The organism is Clostridium sp. AM27-28, assembly GCF_003480955.1.
Taxonomy (GTDB): Bacteria; Bacillota; Clostridia; order Lachnospirales; family Lachnospiraceae; genus Otoolea; species Otoolea fessa.
Window position 1 is genome coordinate 1 of record NZ_QUJT01000016.1, and the last position, 22,079, is coordinate 22,079.

17 protein-coding genes and 1 pseudogene are annotated in these 22,079 nt (G+C 48.7%); 5 read left to right on the forward strand and 13 right to left on the reverse strand.

Going from position 1 to position 22,079, the window contains the following annotated elements:
- The 4 genes and pseudogenes from DW720_RS14275 to DW720_RS14295 form a co-directional block, all read right to left on the reverse strand.
- Positions 1–293: pseudogene (locus DW720_RS14275) on the reverse strand (radical SAM mobile pair protein B); the annotation flags it as partial.
- On the reverse strand, positions 281–970 hold the full coding sequence (locus DW720_RS14280) for a radical SAM mobile pair protein A (RefSeq protein ID WP_107001344.1): 690 nt from the start codon (positions 968–970) through the stop codon (positions 281–283). The pseudogene DW720_RS14275 and the gene DW720_RS14280, both read right to left, overlap by 13 nt.
- Complete coding sequence (locus tag DW720_RS14285) at positions 967–1,398, reverse strand: radical SAM mobile pair system MarR family transcriptional regulator (protein WP_118743244.1); 432 nt, start codon at positions 1,396–1,398, stop codon at positions 967–969. Before DW720_RS14285 ends, DW720_RS14280 begins: the two co-directional genes overlap by 4 nt.
- Positions 1,399–2,241: 843 nt before the next feature.
- Positions 2,242–5,088: a TetM/TetW/TetO/TetS family tetracycline resistance ribosomal protection protein gene (locus tag DW720_RS14295; protein ID WP_118749771.1), complete on the reverse strand. Its 2,847-nt coding sequence runs from the start codon at positions 5,086–5,088 to the stop codon at positions 2,242–2,244.
- Between the two features lie 355 nt (positions 5,089–5,443).
- Between DW720_RS14295 and DW720_RS14300 the strand changes: the two genes are divergently transcribed.
- Positions 5,444–6,814: an MATE family efflux transporter gene (locus DW720_RS14300; RefSeq protein WP_118539296.1), complete on the forward strand. Its 1,371-nt coding sequence runs from the start codon at positions 5,444–5,446 to the stop codon at positions 6,812–6,814.
- A 193-nt stretch (positions 6,815–7,007) separates the two neighbouring features.
- Here the strand turns inward: DW720_RS14300 and DW720_RS14305 are convergent, their stop codons facing one another.
- The 3 genes from DW720_RS14305 to DW720_RS14315 all read right to left on the reverse strand — a co-directional run bounded on the left by DW720_RS14305 (position 7,008) and on the right by DW720_RS14315 (position 10,091).
- Complete coding sequence (locus tag DW720_RS14305) at positions 7,008–7,850, reverse strand: DUF975 family protein (RefSeq protein ID WP_118749772.1); 843 nt, start codon at positions 7,848–7,850, stop codon at positions 7,008–7,010.
- A 276-nt stretch (positions 7,851–8,126) separates the two neighbouring features.
- The gene (locus tag DW720_RS14310) at positions 8,127–8,771 is read right to left on the reverse strand and encodes a cytidylate kinase-like family protein (RefSeq protein ID WP_107001503.1); all 645 of its coding nucleotides are present in this window, start codon (positions 8,769–8,771) and stop codon (positions 8,127–8,129) included.
- 30 nt (positions 8,772–8,801) lie between these two features.
- On the reverse strand, positions 8,802–10,091 hold the full coding sequence (locus DW720_RS14315) for a galactokinase family protein (protein ID WP_118749773.1): 1,290 nt from the start codon (positions 10,089–10,091) through the stop codon (positions 8,802–8,804).
- Between the two features lie 543 nt (positions 10,092–10,634).
- Here DW720_RS14315 and DW720_RS14320 point away from each other — a divergent pair.
- Positions 10,635–11,573, forward strand: a complete 939-nt coding sequence (locus tag DW720_RS14320) for a TIGR01212 family radical SAM protein (protein WP_118749774.1) — start codon at positions 10,635–10,637, stop codon at positions 11,571–11,573.
- A 2-nt stretch (positions 11,574–11,575) separates the two neighbouring features.
- Here the strand turns inward: DW720_RS14320 and DW720_RS14325 are convergent, their stop codons facing one another.
- The 5 genes from DW720_RS14325 to htpG form a co-directional block, all read right to left on the reverse strand.
- On the reverse strand, positions 11,576–12,754 hold the full coding sequence (locus DW720_RS14325) for a CapA family protein (protein ID WP_243099736.1): 1,179 nt from the start codon (positions 12,752–12,754) through the stop codon (positions 11,576–11,578).
- A gap of 150 nt (positions 12,755–12,904) precedes the next feature.
- Positions 12,905–13,747, reverse strand: coding sequence for a DegV family protein (locus tag DW720_RS14330; RefSeq protein WP_118638339.1), 843 nt, complete (start codon positions 13,745–13,747; stop codon positions 12,905–12,907).
- 273 nt (positions 13,748–14,020) lie between these two features.
- Positions 14,021–15,088 (reverse strand): type II CAAX endopeptidase family protein, encoded by a 1,068-nt coding sequence (locus DW720_RS14335; protein WP_182436558.1) that lies wholly within the window; start codon positions 15,086–15,088, stop codon positions 14,021–14,023.
- 48 nt (positions 15,089–15,136) lie between these two features.
- Positions 15,137–15,403: a DUF2007 domain-containing protein gene (locus DW720_RS14340; RefSeq protein WP_118473033.1), complete on the reverse strand. Its 267-nt coding sequence runs from the start codon at positions 15,401–15,403 to the stop codon at positions 15,137–15,139.
- Positions 15,404–15,613: 210 nt separating this feature from the next.
- Entirely contained in the window at positions 15,614–17,617 is a 2,004-nt protein-coding gene (htpG, locus tag DW720_RS14345; RefSeq protein WP_118749777.1) for a molecular chaperone HtpG, read from the reverse strand.
- A gap of 356 nt (positions 17,618–17,973) precedes the next feature.
- On the opposite strand from htpG, the gene DW720_RS14350 reads away from it, so the two are divergent.
- The gene (locus DW720_RS14350) at positions 17,974–18,468 is read left to right on the forward strand and encodes a DUF5721 family protein (protein ID WP_107001332.1); all 495 of its coding nucleotides are present in this window, start codon (positions 17,974–17,976) and stop codon (positions 18,466–18,468) included.
- 42 nt (positions 18,469–18,510) lie between these two features.
- Here the strand turns inward: DW720_RS14350 and DW720_RS14355 are convergent, their stop codons facing one another.
- The gene (locus DW720_RS14355; protein ID WP_107001331.1) at positions 18,511–19,377 is read right to left on the reverse strand and encodes a MurR/RpiR family transcriptional regulator; all 867 of its coding nucleotides are present in this window, start codon (positions 19,375–19,377) and stop codon (positions 18,511–18,513) included.
- Positions 19,378–19,631: 254 nt separating this feature from the next.
- Here DW720_RS14355 and DW720_RS14360 point away from each other — a divergent pair, with 254 nt between their 5' ends.
- Together DW720_RS14360 and DW720_RS14365 are read left to right on the forward strand one after the other, a co-directional pair.
- Positions 19,632–20,474: a carbon-nitrogen hydrolase family protein gene (locus DW720_RS14360; RefSeq protein WP_243099737.1), complete on the forward strand. Its 843-nt coding sequence runs from the start codon at positions 19,632–19,634 to the stop codon at positions 20,472–20,474.
- Positions 20,475–22,043, forward strand: coding sequence for a BCCT family transporter (locus tag DW720_RS14365; protein ID WP_118468524.1), 1,569 nt, complete (start codon positions 20,475–20,477; stop codon positions 22,041–22,043).
- The last annotated feature ends 36 nt before the right edge of the window (positions 22,044–22,079 follow it).

Here is a 22,079-nt window from a genome sequence, read left to right on the forward strand (position 1 = left end):
AATTGCTCCTCCTGTGGATTGTAGCCATCTGTCACAGAACCGATGACCACCCGTTGTCCGGCATATTTCTTCGGATTCTTAATTTCCGGCCAATGCTTCACATCAAGGAAAGTGCCCCATTCCTCCTTGTGTCCGGTAAAGCGCTTCATAAAAGAAGCATAGCAATACTTGCAGGCGTGTGTACAGCCTACATATGGATTGACCGAGTAACCGCCTACAGGCAGACTGGACTTGGTCATGATGTTCTTTGTTTCCACCTCACGAATGAGGATTCCATTTATTACTTCTGCCATGATCTCTGTCCCTCCAACACTTTATTGAATTCATCCGGCATTTCCTGAATCATATTTTCATTCCCTATGATAGGGACAAGAGCTTCCTTCATAAATACCGGAATGTCAAGCACATGCGCCTGATCTGCCAGAGACCATGCCCACTCCGGCTCCGTATGAACCTTCCTGCTCTGAACTCCAGTCATGGTGCCGACAACGATCCAGTTGATCCCGGAAAGATCAACTGAACCTGGATTGTCGAATAGCGGCTCAAAGGTAACATGATAGTGTTTTGCTCTGACATTTTCCCGTAGTGCGTCAATACGCCACAGTTCTGCTTTTCTCGTCACCGTAACACCAAACCATGCGTTTTCCAAATCTGTATCAAAATCCAGCAGATCTGGTCGCTTTGTAAGGAACAGGAACTGATGCTGTGGATTTTCACGGATTTTTTCAAATACCTCGTTTCTCCATTCTGACTTCCAGCCGGAAAGATCGCTCATGCCGGTAATAAGAAAGTTCTGCGGACGTTTCTTTTCCATCATCTTGAGCTTACCCGGAAAGAATTCAGGGTCAGCAAAGTCATCAATCATATGCCAGCGTTTCACATTATTGCGGGCATAGCAATATGCACACCCCACTGTACATCCGATGACGATATTCATGTTTTGAATCTGATCTTTGATACAAATACTCATGATTTCTGCCACTCCTCAAGATTCTTTCTGATGCGGTCGAGGTATTCCTCAAACTGGGTAATTTCTTCCTCCGAAAAACCTTTGTAGTAAATACTGCCCATTTTATCAGATACAGAATCGTATTCGTCCTTTAAGGCATGTGCTTTTTCAGTCAGAAACAGGAGTGTTTTCCTTTTGTCCGTTTCAGACTGAATGCGTCTTATCAGCCCTTGATTTTCCATTCTTTCCAGCATCGTAGTAAGAGAAGTTATCGCTAATCCACATTTAATCGAGAGTGACCTGATAGAGATTCCATCTTCCTGCCACAGTACATAAAGAATACGCCCTTGGGCTCCGTTAAACGCATCAATATTCTTTTCGCTGAGAATCTTCTCAAAGATTCGATACCAATCTTTTCTGGAATCGCTGGTGCCGTTCTTCAAAACCAAGTGAAGCTCTTTGATGAACTTTTCCGTCAGAGCTGCTTTTGCATGATCAATGATCATGTCAATGCAGCAGAAGTGATTTGCTGTTTCAATCACGTCATCCACGTTCAGCACTTCTTTTTCTACACCGATAGTATTGGTTTCAAAGATATACCGGGTCTGATCGTGGGTCAGTCGGCTTCCTTCTATATGGTTGGAATAGTATGTCAAATCAATCTGTGTTTTGTGGTAGATCTCGCCGGAGTATTTACTTGCCTTCTGCTCTTTCAGAATATCCAACAGTGTAACACTTTTCACCGACACAGGAAATGCGATTTCTGGATACAGAACGCCGGACTCCATCGAAAATGAAGTCCGGCAAGGTATTATCTATATACGGTTTCTCTTCAATTTTTTGAAACTTGCTTTTAAGGAGTATATACAGTTTATGATCCAGATGCAGGGCAAATCTGAAAAGCAGCGGTGACAAAACTGAGAGCATGATTCTCATACAAAGGCATCTGACTCCTATCAGACCCAACCTTAAATATCCTATTAACATCCGCCCAAAGAGAAACAGGGATTTCATGTATCGAGCAGCTCAAATCTCATCCCTATTATATTTCTTAACGTGACCGATGTGCATTCTGTCTTTTCGTCATACCTTAAAATATTTTTGCAGCACATGTGAGTATTTTCCTTGTAATGTACAATGCAGATTTTTCTGCATATTCCCTTAACTGAACCATGCTTTCCGCCATCGAAACCGGCAGCCCGAGTGCAGCGGCAGCAGAACTGATAGAATTTATGCAGAAGGATCTGATTCATGCCTTCGAGTAATCTATACGAACATCCGCTTTTTATACATTATTCGTCCTTCTTCACCTGCCGCAGCACCTCTTCCGGCACCGAATCCAGCAGATAATTTTTATGTCCGCTATGCGGTCGGTTGGTATGCTCCCGTGTCTGATTCTTCACACGGTCTACCTCTTCCTCAAAATCCCGCGCCGAATACAGCCCGCAGCCCTGCCCACGGATGATGATCTGTTCCAGACGGTCGGAGGTCGCTACCATTACCGTATATTTCCGCCCATTTTCATGGGCAAATTTCTCGATGTACTGGTCAGCTGTCTCCGCCTCTTTCGTAAAGACTACATGAATGTTGTGGTAATCCGTCACCTCCGTCCGGTGTCCCTGCACCCGGTAGGCGTCGAACACCGCTATCACCTCGATACCGCGGCTTCCCTGATAATCGCAGAGAATATCCAGCAGCTTACCACGGGCGCTATCAATGTTGATCTTCGCCAGCTCATTTAACTCATCCCAGGAGAAAATAATGTTGTAGCCATCTACCAGCAAGTATTCCCGTACCGCCGATGCCATTTTCCCTTTGGAGCCGCCGGTTCTGCTGCCCGCTCCGCCACTTTCCGGCGCTTTGCCTGCATGTTCCAATTTTCCTGCATTTCCAGCCACAGAACTTCCCGATTTTCCTTCACTTCCAGATGCCAAAGTTTCAGCTGTCCCGACTTTCGAATCGCTCTTCTGTCTCACCGCTTCCTGCCTCCGCGCCATCTCTCCGTACACTCCGGCACCATAGGTTTCCGCCGGGCGTTTGCTCTTTCCGCCCCACCGGCGTTTTCCGCCGTCTTCCTTTTTATTTGCATGGTAGGTGCGAGCGAGAATCGCATCGACCTCGTCCGTTCCGATCCACATTTCTTCCGAAGCGCCGCCGCCCTGTCCATCCGAGGAGCGCGCACCCAGCTCAGGGATCGCATCCATCCGCCGTTTTCCATTGGAATCGCCCAGGCAGCTTTCCAGATGCATATAGTCTTTGACCTCATCCCAGTTGACGACAAATCCCGCTCCGTGCGTACAGAAAACAGATCCGCTCGGGTTTGCCAGATCCGCATCCGGATCATACCCGGCTGCCGCAATGATTTCTTCTTCATTGTGGCACGGTCCGTAGCCATCGAGCGTGCAGATCATCTGTCCCAATCCGCCCGTGTACGCCGTCACCTCCGTCTGATATCCATCGAGTGCCGATACCGGGGCACGTCCGGTTAATATTGCCTGCCCGTCCTCCAGCGCCGGTCCCTCAAAGACGGCAAACCGCCGCTCCAGATCGGTCATTGCACGTCCCACCATCTTGTCCGGTATCGTCAGGTGAAAGGCATAAAATGGTTCCAACAGTACCGAATGCGCCTGCATCAGTCCCTGACGGACCGCCCGGTACACGGACTGTCGGAAATCGCCGCCTTCTGTATGTTTCACATGGGCGCGTCCCGATTTCAGCGTAATTTTCATATCCGTGATCGGCGCCCCAATCAGAACACCCCGGTGTACCTTTTCTTCCAGATGCGTCAGCACCAGCCGCTGCCAGTTTTTACTTAAAATATCTTCACTGCAATCGGTATCAAACACCAGCCCGCTGCCCGGTTCTCCCGGCTCCAGAAGCAGATGTACCTCCGCATAATGGCGGAGCGGCTCAAAATGCCCGACACCCTCGACCGTATCGGTGATCGTTTCTTTATATACAATGCTGCGCCCGCCAAACCGGACATTTACCCCAAAACGCTCTGCAATCAGGCTTTTCAGAATCTCCATCTGGATCTCGCCCATGATCTGGGCGTGAATCTCTTTCTTTTCTTCCTCCCATACAATATGAAGCTCCGGCTCTTCTTCCTCTAATTGAAGCAGTTTCGGCAGCATCGCCGCCGCATCCACATCCTCCGGAAGCTCGACGCGATACGTCAAAACCGGCTCCAGCACCGGTTCCGCGCCCATTTCACAGACTCCAAGCCCCTCGCCCGGTTTCGTGTGCAAAAGTCCCGTTGCCGCACAAATCATACCCGCCGGTGCCTCGCTCACCGCCTCATACTTATCGCCTGAATACAGGCGGAGCTGATTTACCTTTTCCTCGCCGATCCGGTCTTTGACATGCAGCACGCCGCCCGTGATCTTCATATAAGTCAGGCGTTCGCCCTGGCTGTCGCGCACAATTTTAAATATTTTCGCCCCAAATTCGTCCGGATACACTGGTTCCAGCGTATATTCTTCCAAACCGCGCATAAATTCTTCCACGCCCGTATTTTTGAGCGCCGAACCAAAATAACACGGAAACAGATCCCGGCTGGCAATCCGGCTGCGGATCGCATCTTTAGACACCTGTCCCGTCTCCAGAAATTCCTCCAATTCCGCTTCGCCGCTGACTGCTGCCTCTTCATAGAAACTTTCCGTCCCGTCCGCACCAAAATCAACGAAGTTGCCGCCCAGCGACTCTTTTAGATCGCGCAGGACCTCCTGTTCCCGTCCCGGCGCCAGATCCATTTTATTGATAAAAAGGAACGCCGGAATCTGGTAGCGCGCCAGCAGCCGCCACAGCGTCCTTGTATGCCCCTGCACGCCGTCTGAACCGCTGATGACCAGCACCGCATAGTCCAGCACCTGAAGCACCCGCTCCATTTCCGCTGAAAAATCCACATGTCCCGGCGTGTCCAAGAGCGTCACATCCATATCATCCCATGCAAGCCGCGCCTGCTTGGAAAAAATCGTGATTCCGCGCTTTTTCTCCAATTCATATGTGTCCAGGAACGCATCGCCCTTGTCCACCCGCCCCAGATGGCGGATCATGCCGCCTGCATAGAGCATCGCCTCTGATAATGTTGTCTTCCCCGCATCTACGTGCGCCAGGATTCCCACCGCCAGTCTCTTCATGTATGTTACCCTCATTTCCGTTCTATATGAAAAAGAATGTGCCTTGGCACATTCTCGCGCCGAGCGCGGTCGCTTGCGACATGTTTCTGCTTCGCGCAAGTGCGCATCCTCGCGGAGCGTTTTTTGTTTCATAGGACGCAATTTCCTATGAAATAAAAATCACTTTACCTGTTATGATACCATGTATGTCACTGATTGTAAAATACCGCGTGTTGACCAGCCCGCTTCTATATCACAAAAAAAGTGCCTCTATTTTACTTTTTTTCGTGATTTTTCGGATTGCCAATTTTATGTATTTCTTATAAAATCTACTCTCAGAGTTTTATAATCGTTTTTTAGAAAGGATGGTTTTTCCATGAGCCGCTCTTCGCAACGCTCTACCATAAAAGATATGACAAACGGGAGCCCGGCAAAGCTGATTCTGGGCTTTGCGGTTCCGATGCTGATGGGACTTCTGTTCCAGCAGTTTTACAGCATGGTCGATACGATCATTGTTGGAAAATTTCTCGGTGTCAATGCACTGGCTTCGGTCGGTTCCACCTCCGCCATCAACTTTATGATTAACGGTTTCGTCATCGGCGTCTGCACCGGGTTTTCCATTCCGGTTGCACAGCGGTTCGGCGCACAGGATTACAAGGATATGCGCCGTTTCGTCGCTAATGCCGGATGGATCGCCTCCTGTTTTGCCGTGGTCATGACCGTGATCGTCTGCCTGATGACACGCCAGATTCTCGTATGGATGCAGACGCCGGACAATATCATTGACGGCGCGTACAGCTACATTTTCTTCGTATTCGCCGGTATTCCGGCAACCTACTTGTACAATACGCTGGCGGGCATCATCCGTGCGCTCGGCGACTCCAAAACGCCGGTCTATTTCCTGATTTTATCCAGCCTTTTAAACATTGCGCTGGATCTGCTTTTCATCGTACAGATCGGAACCGGCACCGCCGGAGCTGCCTATGCAACTGTTATCTCTCAAGCAGTATCCGGTATTCTTTGCCTGATCTATATGAAGAAAAAATTTGAAATCCTGCATATGCACCATGAGGAAACGCGCATCAGCGGCAGACACATTTACATTCTCTGCAAAATGGGTGTGCCGATGGGACTCCAATACTCGATTACCGCGATCGGCTCGGTTGTCATCCAGACTGCCATCAACTCCTTAGGTTCCATCGCAGTTGCCTCCGTCACCGCAGGTCAGAAGATCGGCATGTTCTTCTGCTGCCCGTTTGACGCACTGGGCGGCACGATGGCAACCTACGCCGGACAGAACGCCGGTGCCGGAAAGGTAGACCGCATCCGCCAGGGCGTCCGGTCCGCGACTCTCATCGGCGGCATCTACTCCATTGCGGCGTGTATCGTGCTGACCGTGTTTGGCGGCGTGATTCCGCTTCTCTTCGTCGATGCCTCGGAAACAGTTGTAATCCATCAGGCGCACCAGTTCCTGACCTTCAACTCCCTGTTCTACATACCTCTGACAATCGTCAATGTATGGCGTTTCACGATTCAGGGAATGGGCTACAGCCTGCTCGCCATCCTGGCAGGTGTCTGCGAAATGATCGCCCGCGCCATGGTCGGCTTCCTGCTGGTGCCGATCTTTGGCTACATCATCATCTGTTTTGCCTCGCCGCTTGCATGGCTGCTCGCCGATGCATTTCTGATTCCGGCATTCTTCTATTGCCAGAAACATTTGCTGTCTGAGAAAGCACGGATGGACTAAAACAAAATAAATAATACAACTCAAAAAAACACCTCAGAAAGCTTTCATTTTGACCACTTTCTGAGGTGTTTTTTGATTGCAGATTCTTATTTTGGGCTTTCGCCAATTTGATTTTCAAAGATTTTTATTGTTCCGTCTATCCTTACACAAGCACAGTTCTATGCAAATGATTTCATTTTTGTATAGGCAGAGTTCACGCATTTTCACTTTCCTCCGGCTCATTCTCACTCCACTTATCCTGCATTTCTATCTCTTCTATTTCCCTCTTCTCATCCCGCACGTCCCTATAAAATGCCGCAAATGCCGCCTCCTCATATGGGCGCAGAAACAGATAGCCAATATTGAGCGGTCCCATCAGCCCTACCAGAAACAGCACGGTCACACCGCTGAGCCTTCCCTGTGTATACAAAAGAACCGCTGGTATTATATATTGAATGCTGCAGATCAACCGCCAGCCGATAAAGCTAAAGGTCAGGCAGAATAAATTCCATTTTTTCCCATCCATCAGGCGGCGCGACTCGGTGATCGCCTCGTTGGCGGAATATTCTGGATGTTCCATCAGCACATATGGTGTCATCGCATAGCTGTACGTCTTTATGAAACCCGGAACGAAAAACAGGCAGGTCCAGCAAAATATATAAAAGCCGCGCACAAATACCATCGCCACGCCATCTGTGATCCGCGAAAACTGGGAAAATAAATCAGAAAAGGATGCTTCCTTTTTCTCTGCCAGATTCAGATGGAAACGGGCGTATCCCATCTGCCCCGCACCTCCAATAATAACCACCATCAAGCCCCAGATAAGCAAAAGCACCAAGGGCAGAAGCATGCTGCGCATCAGAAATACCTGCGTCAGCACATTCTTCACTTCCGGTCGTGCCTGTATCACTTTTTGCAGCTCTGATATTCCATTTGGCGCCGTATCGGCAATCTCCGCACCAATCAGGGACGCTGCTAATCCCGTTCCCATCGCAAGTTTCCAGTTTCCGCGCAGTGTCTCACGCGCCATTTGCCTAAATTCAGATGCATTTCTCATGCTTTTGCCCCCTTTCTTTCTGAAATCATTGTATCATTTTTCCATTTTGACCGTCAATATGCCACTTCAAACCGTAAATAATTTGTAATAAGCTCGTAATGATTCTACTGTCGTCAAAGGAAAATTCAGAATGCCGGAATCACTCTCCCAGCATTCTGGGAGCTGATTGAGCTGGCGATCCGCTGGCACTTCTCATCTTCCAAATCTGCCCTGCTTCCTACAATCTTCAACTGAAATTTTTAGCCTGCATCACAGACAGGTTGTTTTCATTTTTCCCTACTTCATATACCCGCGCAGCTTCACATATTCCTTGATCAGCTCCGCCGTCTCGTCCAGTCCGAGGCGGGTCGTATTGATCGGAAGATCGTAGTTCTTCATATTTTTCCAGTCATTTCCGGTAAAATATTTATAATAATTCTTCCGCTCATTCTCAATCTTCCGGATGCGCTTCTTCGCTCTTTCTTCACTGATGCAGTCTACTTCCATAACGCGCTGCACGCGGCGCACACGGTCGGCATAGACAAAGATGCGGATCAGATTTTCGATCTCCTCGTCCTGATCCAGCACATAGCCAGCCGCACGGCCTACAAATACGCACGGTTCCTGTTCTGCCAGCTCCCGCATCACCATCGCCTGGAATTTAAACAGGTTATCCGGCGATGTCACATCGCCTTTCAGGGACGGCTTTCCGAACACATCTGCCTTCTTCGCGCCAGTCAGACGGTGAAGCAGGTTGTTTCCCGCTTTCTCATCCGCTAAACGGAAAAATTCCTCTCCGACCGCACTCTTCTCCGACGCCATCTTTAAGATCTCATCGTCGTAGAAATGAAGCCCCAGCTCCTCTGCCAGCTTGCGTCCCACAATACGTCCTCCGCTTCCGTACTCCCTCTCGATTGTGATAATCAGATTTTTATTTCCCATAAATTCCACCGCCTTTCCAGGTCCCAATTTTTAGATGCGCTCGCTCACGCAGATCGCGCCGTGCGGGCGGATGCTCATGCGGTATACATTGCCCTCTCCGATCGCATTTTCAATATATTCTGTATACTCGTCCACCAGATCATTCGGAATCATCGCCATGATGACACCGGCAAATCCGCCGCCATGAACCCGGCACGCGCCGCGTCCTTTTTTCGCAATAAACAGCTCTGTCAGCGCCAGCGCAATGCTGATGCCCTGCTCCTGCACGTTGGCAGTCGTGTATACATTCTGAAGCCATTTCCAGGAAGAATTGCCCGAAGCAGTGATTCCCTCCAAAAAGGCTGCAAAATCATTTTCGAGGAGCGCCTTTACTTCCTGCTCTACTCTCTTATTTTCCTCAAAGAAATGGAATGCACGCATCACAGAGCGATCACCCGCAAATGCACGGACTTCCGGCAGATTTTCGATCACCTCTTCCTCGGAAATCTCCGCGCATACCTCTTTGCCAAAATACTGCGCTACTTTCTTCATCTCGTTCGGAACAGAAGAATAATCTGCACTCAGATCCGCGTGACCTTTTCCCGTATTTACAATCATCAGGCTATGATCCTGTGCACCAAAATCAAAATCAATCTTCTCCACAACCGGCGCTTCCGGGTTTTTGAAATCGATCGTAATCAGACCGCCGACCGCGCACGCCATCTGGTCGAGCAGTCCGGACGCCTTGTTCCAGAACTTGTTTTCTGCATATTTTCCGATGTGCGCGTAGGTGACAACGTCCATCTTGCCCTCATTGAACATCGTATTTAACATAGAGCAGATCAGCATCTCATAGGAAGCCGAAGAGCTGACGCCCGCCGCGCTGATAACATTGCTGGTAATGTATGCGTCAAATCCGCCGACCTTGTATCCTCTCTCCTCAAAACCCTTTAAAATGCCCTTTGTCAGGTCGATGGTGCCGCTCATACCCGCGCTCGGTTTCAGGTCACTTAAATGGATGCTGAAATTTTGATGAAATGTCTCACTTAAAATGCGGATCGTGTCGGTTCCGTTCGGTGCCGCCGCTCCGACGCAGTCCAGGTTGATGCTGCCCGCCAGCACCTTGCCATGATTGTGATCGGTGTGGTTGCCGCTGATCTCCGTCCGTCCCGGGGAAGTAAACAGCTTGATATCGCGTTCCCCATATGTTTTTTCAAAGTGCTCTGCCACATAGCGGTAACGCGCCCGGTTCTCCTCCGCTTTCTCCGCCCCGTATAATTCTGCCATCAGCACTTTCGTTTTCTCAGATTCCAGCTGTTTCAGTGTTTCTTTGACTGACATATTCCTTCTCCTTTTCCCCAAATTGTTTGTTACTGTTCACGCATACGTGCCCAGTAACGGAATTTGCCGTGGCTTCGCATTTTAATACGGCAAATTCCTGCTGCCACCACGTTTTCTTACGGCACTTTCGGTTCCAAAAGTGCCTACCCGTGAACAATTGTTTCCTTTATATATATGGTTATGATTTCAGACATTTTGATTCAATCTGACTTCTTGTATGTATTATATCATAACTCACGAACCCGCGCTATCGCGCTCTACCGCCCTGCTTCGCATGGCTGTTCGTTCGTTAATGGCGCAAGAAAAGAATATGTCTGCTTCGCAGCCGCATTCTTTTCTTCTGCGCTCATTATATCATTTTCCTCAAAATGCCTCAATACGATATTCTTTCGTGTGTTTACAAAATGCTGTGGTTCTGGTAAGCTTTCATTTATATAGTAAAACACAGGAGTCCGTATGAAGCAAACTACTCAAACATACCTATCATTACCCGAAACATTCCATCCTGCATCCACCGCCTCCGGCAAACACCCGGATTCCTCCATGCCCCGCTGCTACTCCGACGGTCGTCCCTACTATTCGTTAAACGCATGGCTGAAAGACCAATTTGGGCAGAAAATCTACAAGCTGGCGCTCGACGGCGGCATGACCTGTCCCAACCGGGACGGTACGCTGGGAACGGGCGGCTGTATTTTCTGCAGCCACGGCGGTTCCGGCGATTTTGCAGAGCCGGCTCACACCTCCGTGACCGAACAGATCGAAGCGGCAAAGGCGCGTGTCGCAAATAAAATAACGGGTGGAAAATATGTCGCATATTTCCAGTCCTACACAAATACCTATGCGCCTGTCTCCTATCTGGAGACGCTTTTTTCCGAGGCAATCGCCCACCCGGACGTGGCTGCCCTGTCCATCGGAACCCGCCCGGACTGCCTGCCGCCGGATGTCCTGGAGCTTCTCGCCCGCTTAAACCGCCGAAAACCGGTCTGGGTGGAACTGGGACTTCAGACCATCCATGAGGAAAGTGCTGCGCGCATCCAGCGCGGTTATTCCCTCCCAGTCTTTGAAAATGCCGTCCGTGAACTGAAATCCGCCGGTCTGACCGTCATCGTCCATGTCATTCTGGGGCTGCCTGATGAAACGAAAGCTCAGATGCTCGATACCGTCCGCTATCTGGCCGATTTCCAGCCTGCCATCGACGGCATCAAACTTCAGCTTCTCCACATTTTACGCGGCACGAAGCTGGCAGAGCTCTACGAACAGGCACCTTTTCCGGTCTTTTCAATGGACGAATACATTGAGCTGCTGATCGAATGTATCCGCCTGCTGCCGCCCGATATGGTCATCCACCGGATCAGCGGCGATGGACCGAAAAAATTGCTGGTTGCACCGGAATGGAGTGGAAATAAGCGGGCGTTTTTGAATACGTTTTCCAAGGCACTGCGGGAAAGCGGGTGTTTTCAGGGGCAGGATTTCACGAATTGATTTTACTGCACCTGCACCTTTCCATTCTCATCAATCTGCACGCCGTCCGAAAGCCCCTGTATCTTCTGGTAAAACGCCTCTTTCTTCCCCACGTCCAGCTCTCTCGTATATCCGGCAGATGAAGTTGCAGGCACAATTGAAAGCGCCGTCTCTCCCTGTGCATCTACCGACGCCTGCACCAGCATTGTCTCCGGAATCGAACTTCCGAACACAAAATTTCCCAGACTGTACAAAATCCATTTTCCATGATACAGCTCGATCCCCTGCAGCACATGTGGATGGCTGCCAACCACCAGATCAGCGCCCGCGTCGATGTACTGATGTCCCATCTCCCGCTGGTACGCCTCTGGCTGCGTGTTCCGCTCGATACCCCAGTGGACATAGACAACCAGATAATCACACTCTTTCTTTACCTTCTGGATCTCCTGCACGACCGAAGCCGTGTCATACGCCGAAAACATGCCCGGATGCGACGATCCTGCCGCCCATCCGCCCGTCGGAAAGACGCGCGACGCGCCCAGAAAACCAATCTTTTTTCCATTTTTCTCAATGATCTGCGGCTGTTTCGCCTCTTCCAGATTTTTTCCCGCCCCAACATGCAAAATCCCGGCACTGTCCAGCGTATCGCACGTGTCCAGCAGTGCGTCCGTGCCGTAATCTAGCGCATGGTTGTTCGCCACCGTCACAATGTCTGGTCCGATCTCCTGTAAAATAGACACGCGGGACGGGGATACCCGGAACGTAAACTGTTTATCCGCCGCCTGTGTTCCCCGGTCGCTGAACGGAAATTCCAGGTTTGCCATAAAAATATCAGACTCCGCGATCGTCTCCCGCAAGCTCTCTCCGAGGACGCCACCGATACCTCCCACACGGTCGTAGGCATTTAAAACATGGTTGGAAAAATAGATATCTCCGGCAAACAGAAGCGAACACTCATTTGAATCATTTTCTCCCGGTTCTGACTCAAGTTTGCCAGATTCGTCCTGCCCCTGCATTTCCACCCCCAGTTCCGCGCCATCTACCTGTTCTGACTCCACCTGCCCGTCTATATCTGTTTCCGGATCAAGCGTTTCTTCCGATACCGTTTTGTCTTTTGGCTCCAATGAGATTGTCTCTTTCCATATGGAACCTCCCGCCTGGCATCCGCCAAGCAAAAGCGTCATTCCTGCCAAAATTGTCATATTTCCAATTCTAGATAAAAGAAATGCCGTCCGGTATCTGAACGGCATTTTCGTGCATTTACTAAAAAATGTATGCTTCATTTTTCCTCAATCAATCGCAGCTGTCCGGCGTTTTCCACCTTTCCAGCTGTCATCACCCACTCTTTCTCCCTACAGTGTCATAATGATTCCGCCGTCGCCCGCATACACGGTTGCAACGCCAGCCGTATTCGTGATCACTACCTCACGGAAGTTTGCCCGTTTACACATGATCTCTTTCACGTGCTCAGCACGTTCCGGGTTATTACAGTGTGCGATCACCAGACGTTTGCTTGCGGTATCGCCGCCCTCTTTGCACGCAATCTCCGCCATCCGGTCGAGCGCCCGGGTCATGCCGCGCGCCTGATCAAGCTTGATGATCGTACCGCTGTCCGCGCCCATAACCGGCTTGATATTCAGCGCCGACGCGATAAAAGCCGTCAAACCGGTCAGACGGCCATTTTTCTTTAAGAAATCAAGCGTCTCAATGACGAAATACGTGTTCATCGAATCCCGATATGCCTCCGTCTGCCTGCAGATCTCCTCAAACGGAAGACCTTTCTCGCACAGATCCCGGATGAACAGCGCAATATTTAACTCGCCCGCCGACGCCGACAGGGAATCAATGACTGCAATCTTCTTCCCGTCCGTTCCGTTCTCTTCCTCATAAAGGCGTTTTGCCAAAGCCGCCGAGTTGTAGCAACCGCTCAGATGGTTCGAAAGCGTTACCACGAAAATATATTCTGCCTCGCCCTCAAATGCTTCCTTGAAGCTCTCCGGCGATGGACACGCCGTCTTCGGGCACTCGGGACTTGCCTTTACCTTTGCCAGAAACTCCTTCTGGTTAAATGTCTCATCATCCGTTACCTTGTAATCCCCTATCTGAAGGGTCAGCGGAATCATCTGAAAATGCGGATCCAATTTCAGTTCCTCCGTCAAATCCATGCAGCTGTCACCAATAATTTTATATAACATAACGTCCTCCCGTTACGCAATTCACATCACGTAGTATTCATTACTATTTATTATAGTAATCACACAGTAGGAAGTCAAGCAGAATCCCGTGAAATACATGCTGAAATACATGACAAACACATGAACAGTGTTACTGTTCACACACACGTGCCCAGTAACAGATTTTACCGTGGCTTCGCATTTAAATACAACTAATTCCTGCTGCCACCACGTTATCTTACGGCACTTTCACTTCCAAAAGTGCCTACTTGTGAACAGCAACTGACCACCACATCATCTCGACAAGAAAAACGCCATCGTAATCAAACTTACCAGAATAAATGCCACTGTTCCGAGATTCCCATACATTGCCCCACATATATTGCGGAATTTCACTCCCTCTGGGAGTGCCCCATCGGACAGCCGGATTTTCCGGAAATTGAAAATCAGCAGAACAAACGCCCCGATGATCGTGCAGCCCATAAACCCGGTCATCAGAAACGTGATAAACAGCGGCAGCAGCGTATCCTGTGTTCCAAGCATCGCTATCACTAACGACCAGCTGTTGATCAGAATATGCAGCAGACAATTATAACGCATCCGTCCCGTCTTCACCGCCACATATCCCAGAACCACGCCAATCACCGCCGCATAGAGAAACTGCGTCACATTTCCGTGCATCAGACCAAACATCAGCGCCGTGTAGGTAATCGCCGCCTTATCGCCAAAACGGCGCAATCGGTTTAAGAGTTTCCATCGAAAGATATATTCCTCAATAATGGGTCCTAAAAACCCTACATATAAAATCATTACCGGCGAGAGCGAATCCAGCATCTCGTTGACCGGGTTCATCGCGGATGCATCGCCGCCGCTACTTGCCGCCACCGCATCATTGATTGCATTTCCCAGCAGGTTAAAGATAGTTCCAAATCCCTGTGCCAAAATAAAAAACATACAGAACTGCAGGAAACTAATCTTCATTTTCTCTGCCCGTTCTTCCGGGACAAGGCGCAGAATTAAAAATACGAATGGAAGAACCAGCGCATAGATGACCAGCGTGCTTCCGCCGTCCTCATACCACGCTGCATTTACCATCCGGTTCAAAAACGTACTGATCACGCCTCCGTCCGCCCATACGTTGCCAGCCACTTCCAGAAGTATGCTGACAAGTACCGTCATCACGCTGAAAAATGCCAGCGCCCAGCCGAGGACATTGCAGACACGGCGCACCTCGCGGCGGCAGTTTTTTCGGATTTGTTTCGGACTCTGAACCGCATTCTGCAGCTCAGGTTCCATTTGCAGACCATTTTCTTCTGCCTCCCGCTGCCAAAGATCCGATTCGTTCCAGTTTCCCTCTCCCATTTTCTCTCCTTCGTCATTCAGGCCTTTCATTCTCAGAAAATACCTGTTTTATCTTCCGGCGCTTTCTATCACACGGCGCGCCTTTTCCTCCTCTGCTTTCTGCACATAAAACAGATATTCCCGTTCCGATGCCGCATTTTCTCCCGCACTTCCCAGCCTCGCCCGCTGATTGCCGGAAAGCACGCCCGATTTCAGACGGTTCTGCACCTTGACCTGATACTCAATTCCCGCCTGTTCCAGCTGCTCCCGGATCGCCGCCTGCCGTTTCATATCAAACGTCGCGCCAACCTGTTTCCATCCTCCGATTCCAAACATACACGCACCTCCCCGTCAAATCTGAAAAAACCTTGCTAAGTGCTCCTATTCTATCATAAATCCTAAATTCGTGAAATAGTGAATCCCATTTGCTCTCTTACGACAGGTAATAAAAGAGCTGCCACATTTACGTGCAGCAGCTCCGTCATTATATCATATATGATATTTTAACATATTTTCCTATATAAAACAGTCGTGAACCAGACGCCCTTAGTTCAGCATCATACCCATAATCTCATTCGACCGTGCGATAAACTTCGTCATGCGCTCCGATGTCAGGGAACCGTGGCTGAGCTGTGCCAGGTCGTAGAGCTGTTCGCAGATCTTCGGCGTATTCTCGCCATCCGTGTGCTCTAAGACGTACTGAACGAGCTTGTTGTTCGCGTTGAGTACCAGCACCTGACCGCTGCCGCCGAACATCGACGCGTCCATGCCCATGTTGTACATCTTCATCATATCCTGCATACGGCGTGTTTCCTCCGACAGGGTGATCATCGAAGAAATCTCAGCATCCTTCAGCTTCTCAACCTTTACCTGCAGCTTATCATCGCCCAGTGCTTTCTTGAAGGTCTCTGTCAGCGTCTCTTCCTGTTTCTTGAGCGCTTCCTTGTCCTCTTCCTTCACTTCCTCGCGCAGCGTGTCATTGACATCGGCATCAATACGCAGGAATTTCAGGTTCTCATGCTTCTGCTCTTCCTGGCTGATGAATGGATTATCAATGCTGTGAGACATGATGATCGCATCCTGTCCGTTTGCCTTGAACATGTTGATGTACTGGCTCTGCTCTTTCTCATTTGTTACATAGTAGATCTGGTTCTCATGACCTTCCTCTTTCGCCTTATCCATGCAGTCTTTCAGCGTCAGATATTTTCCGTCCAGATTCTTGTAAATGATGTAGTCATCCATCTTCTCAGCAAATTTCTCATCCTTTAAGCAGCCAAATTTGATAAATGGAGCGATATCGTCCCAATATTTCTCATAGGTCTCACGGTCTGTCTTGCACATACCGGTCAGCTTGTCCGCTACCTTCTTGGTGATGTAATCGGAAATCTTCTTTACAAATCCATCATTCTGCAGCGCACTTCTCGATACATTCAACGGCAGATCCGGACAGTCGATCACGCCCTTTAAGAGCATCAGGAACTCCGGAATAACTTCCTTGATATTATCCGCGATAAATACCTGGTTGTTGTACAGCTTGATGGTGCCCTCAATGCTCTCGTACTCCATGTTGATCTTCGGGAAGTACAGAATTCCTTTCAGGTTGAACGGATAATCCATGTTCAGATGAATCCAGAACAGCGGTTCCTTGTAATCCATAAATACCTTGCGGTAAAATTCTTTGTATTCTTCCTCGGTACACTCGTTCGGATGCTTGTTCCACAGCGGGTGAATGTCATTCAGTGCCACCGGACGTTTCAGGATCTTATATTTCTCGGTTCTCGGAGATACCTCCACGGTCTCTTTCGTGCCGTCCCCTTTCTCCTTTTCCTCGGTCTTTGCTTCCTCGACCACCGTCTCAACGATGGTGTCCTTGTCGGTCAGCTGATCCTTCTCGATCGTCTCATACTCCGGTTCTGCCGTTGCATTTTTCAGGTAAATCTCAACCGGCATGAAAGAGCAGTACTTCTGGATGACTTCACGTGCGCGATACTCATTGCAGAACTCAGTGCTGTCTTCATTTAAATAAAGGACAATCTTGGTACCATTGCCTTCCTTATCGCCCTTATCCATCGCAAACTCAGTGCCGCCCTCAGACTCCCAGTGAACCGGCTCTGCGTCTTTCTTATAAGAAAGAGTATCGATCGTAACCTTGTCCGCTACCATGAATGCAGAATAGAAACCCAAACCGAAATGACCGATGATCTGGTCTTCGTTTGCTTTGTCCTTATATTTTGCCAGGAAATCCTGTGCACCGGAAAATGCGATCTGGTTAATGTACTCTTCCACTTCCTCGGCAGTCATACCGATACCATTATCCTCGACGGTGATCGTCTTGTCCTCAGAATTAACGGTAACCTGAATCTTATACTCCGTCTCTCCCGGCTCCTCATACTCGCCCATCAGCGCCAGCTTTTTCAGCTTCGTGATCGCGTCGCATCCGTTGGAAATCAGCTCACGATAAAAAATATCATGATCGGAATAAAGCCATTTCTTAATGATCGGGAAAATATTCTCGCTGTTGATTGATAAACTTCCTGTTTTTGCTGCCATATCTATACACTCCTTTTGATTGCAAAATACAGTGGATATCCGCTTCCGAAAATGGAGTCTGGCAGTTTCACTCTGCCGCGTCCAATCCTGCTATCCAGCTACATAAATATACGCTTGTAAAATTCTTTTTTTGTGATTTTCCATCACCGTGACTCTTATTTTAATACCAGCGTTCCAAGATGTCAATAGAAAATTAGCACTCATTTTTGTTGAGTGCTAATAAAATTTTAAAATTCTCCGTCTTGCCAATAAGAAGTCACTTGCGTCCCTCTCCCGCCTGCGATAAAATAGAATCTACGTTATTGTTTCTACATTACACAGAAAATAACGAATTTACCATCTCAGCGAGGACACATATGATTGCCTGCAATATCTGTGATATAAAATTATTTACCAAGAAACTGTTCATCGGAGAGACATTTGACCGCTTTCTGCTCAAGGAAGCGGAGATCGTGACGTTCAACACCTTCTCCATCGACGGACGCGTCCATAAAAGCTTTTATTCCGAAGAAGAGCGTGCCGAGGGGCAGATTGAAGAATATTCAACCTGGAAAACTCTGCGCCCGTTCTGTTTTTCCCTCATAAAAGGAAAAAAGCTTCCGGAGCGCTTCTCCATCATTTTGAAGCTTCCGAAGGCTGCCACCGAACAGTTTCTGACCGCCCGCAAAAGCCAATGGCTCCCGGAGCAGGTCGGCGGACTGTTCTTAAATATTCATTATGAAAACCAGCATTTAAGCTGTGTCACCGGACTGTCGCTCAACCAATTTACGTTAGACAAGACGCTGGAACGCGAGTGGGACGAGTCGATCCGGACATTTTTGCGAAAAGAAGAGCTGCCGTTTGAGGAATAACGGCAGCCCTGTTTTATCGGGTTTTCAGTTGCACATCTTCGATTAATTCTCCCAGAGAATCAGTCCATTGTCATTCAATGCCTGTTCGATTTTTTCAATATTCTTCGTGGATTCCGGTGCGGTCCGTCTTCCCAGTTCACTCATGAGCGCCTCCGTTACCAGCATCAAAGCAGTATCACCGCTCGGATGGTTCACAGAATTCGTATCAATCACTACATCTGCGATCTTTACCAATGGATTTAAGCTTGTATTTGTGATCAGTATCATCGGGATTCCCAGATTATGTGCTAACTCTGCCACACGAATCGTCTTTTTCGTACATGGCCAGACCGAATACACTAAAAGCACATCCTTCGGCGTCGTATTGATTGCAATCCGGTCATAGACAAACTCTTCCTCCCGGCTGAGCTGGCGGATATGCGGATAAAAGCGCTCTGCCACATATTCAAAATACAGCGCCAGCGCCTTGCTGGAACGCATTCCCAATATATAGAGTTGATCTGATTCCAGCATCAGCTGGATTGCCGCCTCAAACTGGGAAATGTTTGACGGCGTACAGAGATTTTCAAGCACCTGGATTCCGTCCGCGATCGCCATATGGAACGTATCCCGGCTCGCCGTCTCCGAGGTACGGGAAAATTCCTGCCGCAGGCTGCGGTACGGCGTTGTATTTTTCAAAAGCGATTCCTGTGCCAATGCTTTCTTAAATGTAGTGTAGCTGTCAAAGCCCAGAAGCTGTACCAGACGCATGACCGTCGTGCTTCCCACACCCGCATTTTCCGCCAGCTCCGCCACCGTCATCACGCCAATCTTTTCATAATTCAGCGCCAGATAATTGCAGAGAATTCTCTGTTTTTTCGGTACGGCGTCCTTGATTTTTATGATCTGTTCCAATACTTCATTGCCCATCGTTTATCCTCATTCATTCCAAGATTCTCACTCGATTTTCGTTTGGTTTTATTATATACTTTCCTTAGAAATTCGTCAATTTGACATTTGTTTTTCGTCAAAGCAGACAAATTTCGGAGGATTTCTTTGTAAAAAAGGTAAATTTTGTTCTTTATTATTGTATTTTGGTTGATTTATTCCTTTATAAATTCTATAATTATATCATAAATGTCGTTTATGGAATAAATATTCTATTTTAGGAAGGGGATACTCAAATGCAACAAACTCGATCACCTTACCAAATCGCCATGCTCCAGATGGACTGCGATTTGTTCCATGTTTCTAATAATCTTGACAAAGCAGAGAAACAGATCCGGGAAGCAGCCGCTCACGGGGCAAAATTGATTTGTCTGCCAGAGGTATTTAATGTCGGCTATCTCGGCACCTGCATCCCAGATATGATGAAGCTCGCCGAAATCGAAGATGGACCTTCCTTGACACGGATGCGTAGTCTGGCAAAGGAACTTTCAGTCTTTATTCTGGCTCCGATTCTTTTTTCCACCCCATCTGGAGTCGAAAACTCTGCTTTTTTGATCGATGATACCGGCACGATTCTCGGGCATTATTCAAAAACGCATCCCGTCGGAGACGAACGAACTTATCTGCAGCGCGGCACCCAGTACCCGGTCTTTGAGACAAAACTCGGAAAGATCGGCGTCGTCATCTGCTACGACGTATGCTTTCCAGAAACCGTCCGCCTGCTGACACTGGCCGGTGCCGAACTGGTTTTAGTCCCGGCCGCATGGCGCGCCAGCTACTATTTCAAAGAATGGTGGGATTTAAACCTTGCGTGCCGTGCCCTGGACAATCTTGTATACATAGCCGCAGTCAACCGCTGTGGATTGTCCGGCGATGAGATCTTCGCAGGAAAAAGCCAGCTGGTAAGTCCTATTGGAGAACGGATTGACAGCTGCGGCGTCCAGGAAGAAGCTATTTTATATGGAAGCGTTGATTTAAACCGGATTGCAAAAGAACGTGATTTTAATACCGTTCTGACCGACCGCCACCCGGAGGACTACCGTCCTATCTGGGATACACCCTACAAGGAGGAATCATAAATGACTGATAAAAATGCTAAAAATGAAAACTCAAAAATTCGCATCATGACCTTTTTCCCGCCATTTATTATTCTGGTCGCGTTCCTTGTTTTAAGCCTTGTCGATCAGGAAACTTTTCTGGGAGTCATCAATAATATCAACAACTGGATCATCAAAAATCTCGGCTGGGCTGCCAGCATTCTCGCCCTTGCAATCGTAATCGTCGCCGTTGTTGCCATGTTTTCCAAATTTGGCGATGTACGAATCGGCGGTGAGGACGCCAAACCAGAACTAAGCAATTTTTCCTGGTTTACTATCGCCCTCACAACAACCATGGCAGCCGGTGTCCTCTTCTGGGGACCGGGGGAGCCGATCGCGCATTACGCGTACCCGCCGACCGAATTATACGGCGTTGAACCTTCTACCAGCGGTTCCCTGAAATTTGCCATGGAAACCATGTTCCTTCACTGGACGATCGTTCCATATTGTATGTATACGGTTCCGGCGGTTGTATTTGCTTTCATGTATTACAACGCGAAAAAGCCGTATTCCATCGCCAGTGAAGTTTCCCCTCTTCTGGGTGACCGCTGCTACCATCCTCGCTGGATGCAGACCATCGACGCAATCACCTTATTTGCCATCGGTGCCGGTATGGCTGGTTCTGTTGCACAGGCATTCATGAATATTTCCGGTGGTATCTCCAAAATGCTTGGACTTCCATCTAATGCCCGCCTCTGGTTTATGGTCGGTATTGTCGTTGCCGCTGTCACGGTTGCTACGGCTGTTTCCGGTATCCAGAAAGCTATGAAGCATGTTTCCAATATCAACGTATACGGCTTTGCTATTTTCCTGATTTTCCTGCTGGTATTTTCAAATGCCTCCTTCCTGTTCAACCTCTCTACCGAGGCATTGGGCGGTTTCGCAGGTACCTTTATTGAACGTATCCTGATTACTGGTGAATCCGTTGGAACCCAGTGGCCGCAGTGGTGGACCACCTTCTACTGGTTCAGCTGGATGGCATGGGCACCTACCTCTGGCGCTTTCATGGGACAGATCGCTTATGGACGCAAGGTAAAACACGTGCTTGGATTATATGTAGGTCTTTGTGCTTCTGTCAGTGCCCTGTGGATGGTTTTAGTCAGCGGTACCTCTCTGTGGGTTCAGACTTCTGGACTGTTCGACCTCGTTGCATCTTATGACCGCGGCGTTGAGAATGTTCCTTATGATATGTTAGGAGCTCTTCCGCTTGGAAATCTGATCATCCCATTATTCGTTGTTCTGATCTTCCTCAGCACCATTACCGCCTGCAACTCCAACTGTATCGCTATGGCAGGCATCTCCACTCAGGGTATCAACCCGGATTCCCCGGACTCCCCGATGTGGTTAAAGCTTGTGTGGTGTGTCGTTCCGATGGCAGTCGGCTACATCATGATCGCAACCGTTGGTGTCAATGGTGTCAAGATCATCGCAAACTTCGGCGGAATGTTCGCCGCCCTCATCATGATCGGCGCCACCGCCAGTCTGGGAATTCTGATTAAAAATTATAAAAAATTTGATAAAACAGGATCTGGCAGTTCCGATAAGGTATAGCTTTTCAAATTAAAAGCGTTCGCACAAAATATAAAA

Coding starts and splice junctions, on each gene's coding strand:
- DW720_RS14350 (WP_107001332.1), top strand. CDS start 17,974: ATGATTGCCTGCAATATCTGTGATATAAAATTATTTACCAAGAAACTG.
- DW720_RS14325 (WP_243099736.1), bottom strand. CDS start 12,754: ATGACAATTTTGGCAGGAATGACGCTTTTGCTTGGCGGATGCCAGGCG.
- DW720_RS14330 (WP_118638339.1), bottom strand. CDS start 13,747: ATGTTATATAAAATTATTGGTGACAGCTGCATGGATTTGACGGAGGAA.
- DW720_RS14305 (WP_118749772.1), bottom strand. CDS start 7,850: ATGAGAAATGCATCTGAATTTAGGCAAATGGCGCGTGAGACACTGCGC.
- htpG (WP_118749777.1), bottom strand. CDS start 17,617: ATGGCAGCAAAAACAGGAAGTTTATCAATCAACAGCGAGAATATTTTC.
- DW720_RS14300 (WP_118539296.1), top strand. CDS start 5,444: ATGAGCCGCTCTTCGCAACGCTCTACCATAAAAGATATGACAAACGGG.
- DW720_RS14280 (WP_107001344.1), bottom strand. CDS start 970: ATGAGTATTTGTATCAAAGATCAGATTCAAAACATGAATATCGTCATC.
- DW720_RS14335 (WP_182436558.1), bottom strand. CDS start 15,088: ATGGGAGAGGGAAACTGGAACGAATCGGATCTTTGGCAGCGGGAGGCA.
- DW720_RS14355 (WP_107001331.1), bottom strand. CDS start 19,377: ATGGGCAATGAAGTATTGGAACAGATCATAAAAATCAAGGACGCCGTA.
- DW720_RS14340 (WP_118473033.1), bottom strand. CDS start 15,403: ATGTTTGGAATCGGAGGATGGAAACAGGTTGGCGCGACGTTTGATATG.
- DW720_RS14315 (WP_118749773.1), bottom strand. CDS start 10,091: ATGTCAGTCAAAGAAACACTGAAACAGCTGGAATCTGAGAAAACGAAA.
- DW720_RS14320 (WP_118749774.1), top strand. CDS start 10,635: ATGCCCCGCTGCTACTCCGACGGTCGTCCCTACTATTCGTTAAACGCA.
- DW720_RS14295 (WP_118749771.1), bottom strand. CDS start 5,088: ATGAAGAGACTGGCGGTGGGAATCCTGGCGCACGTAGATGCGGGGAAG.
- DW720_RS14310 (WP_107001503.1), bottom strand. CDS start 8,771: ATGGGAAATAAAAATCTGATTATCACAATCGAGAGGGAGTACGGAAGC.
- DW720_RS14365 (WP_118468524.1), top strand. CDS start 20,475: ATGACTGATAAAAATGCTAAAAATGAAAACTCAAAAATTCGCATCATG.
- DW720_RS14360 (WP_243099737.1), top strand. CDS start 19,632: ATGCAACAAACTCGATCACCTTACCAAATCGCCATGCTCCAGATGGAC.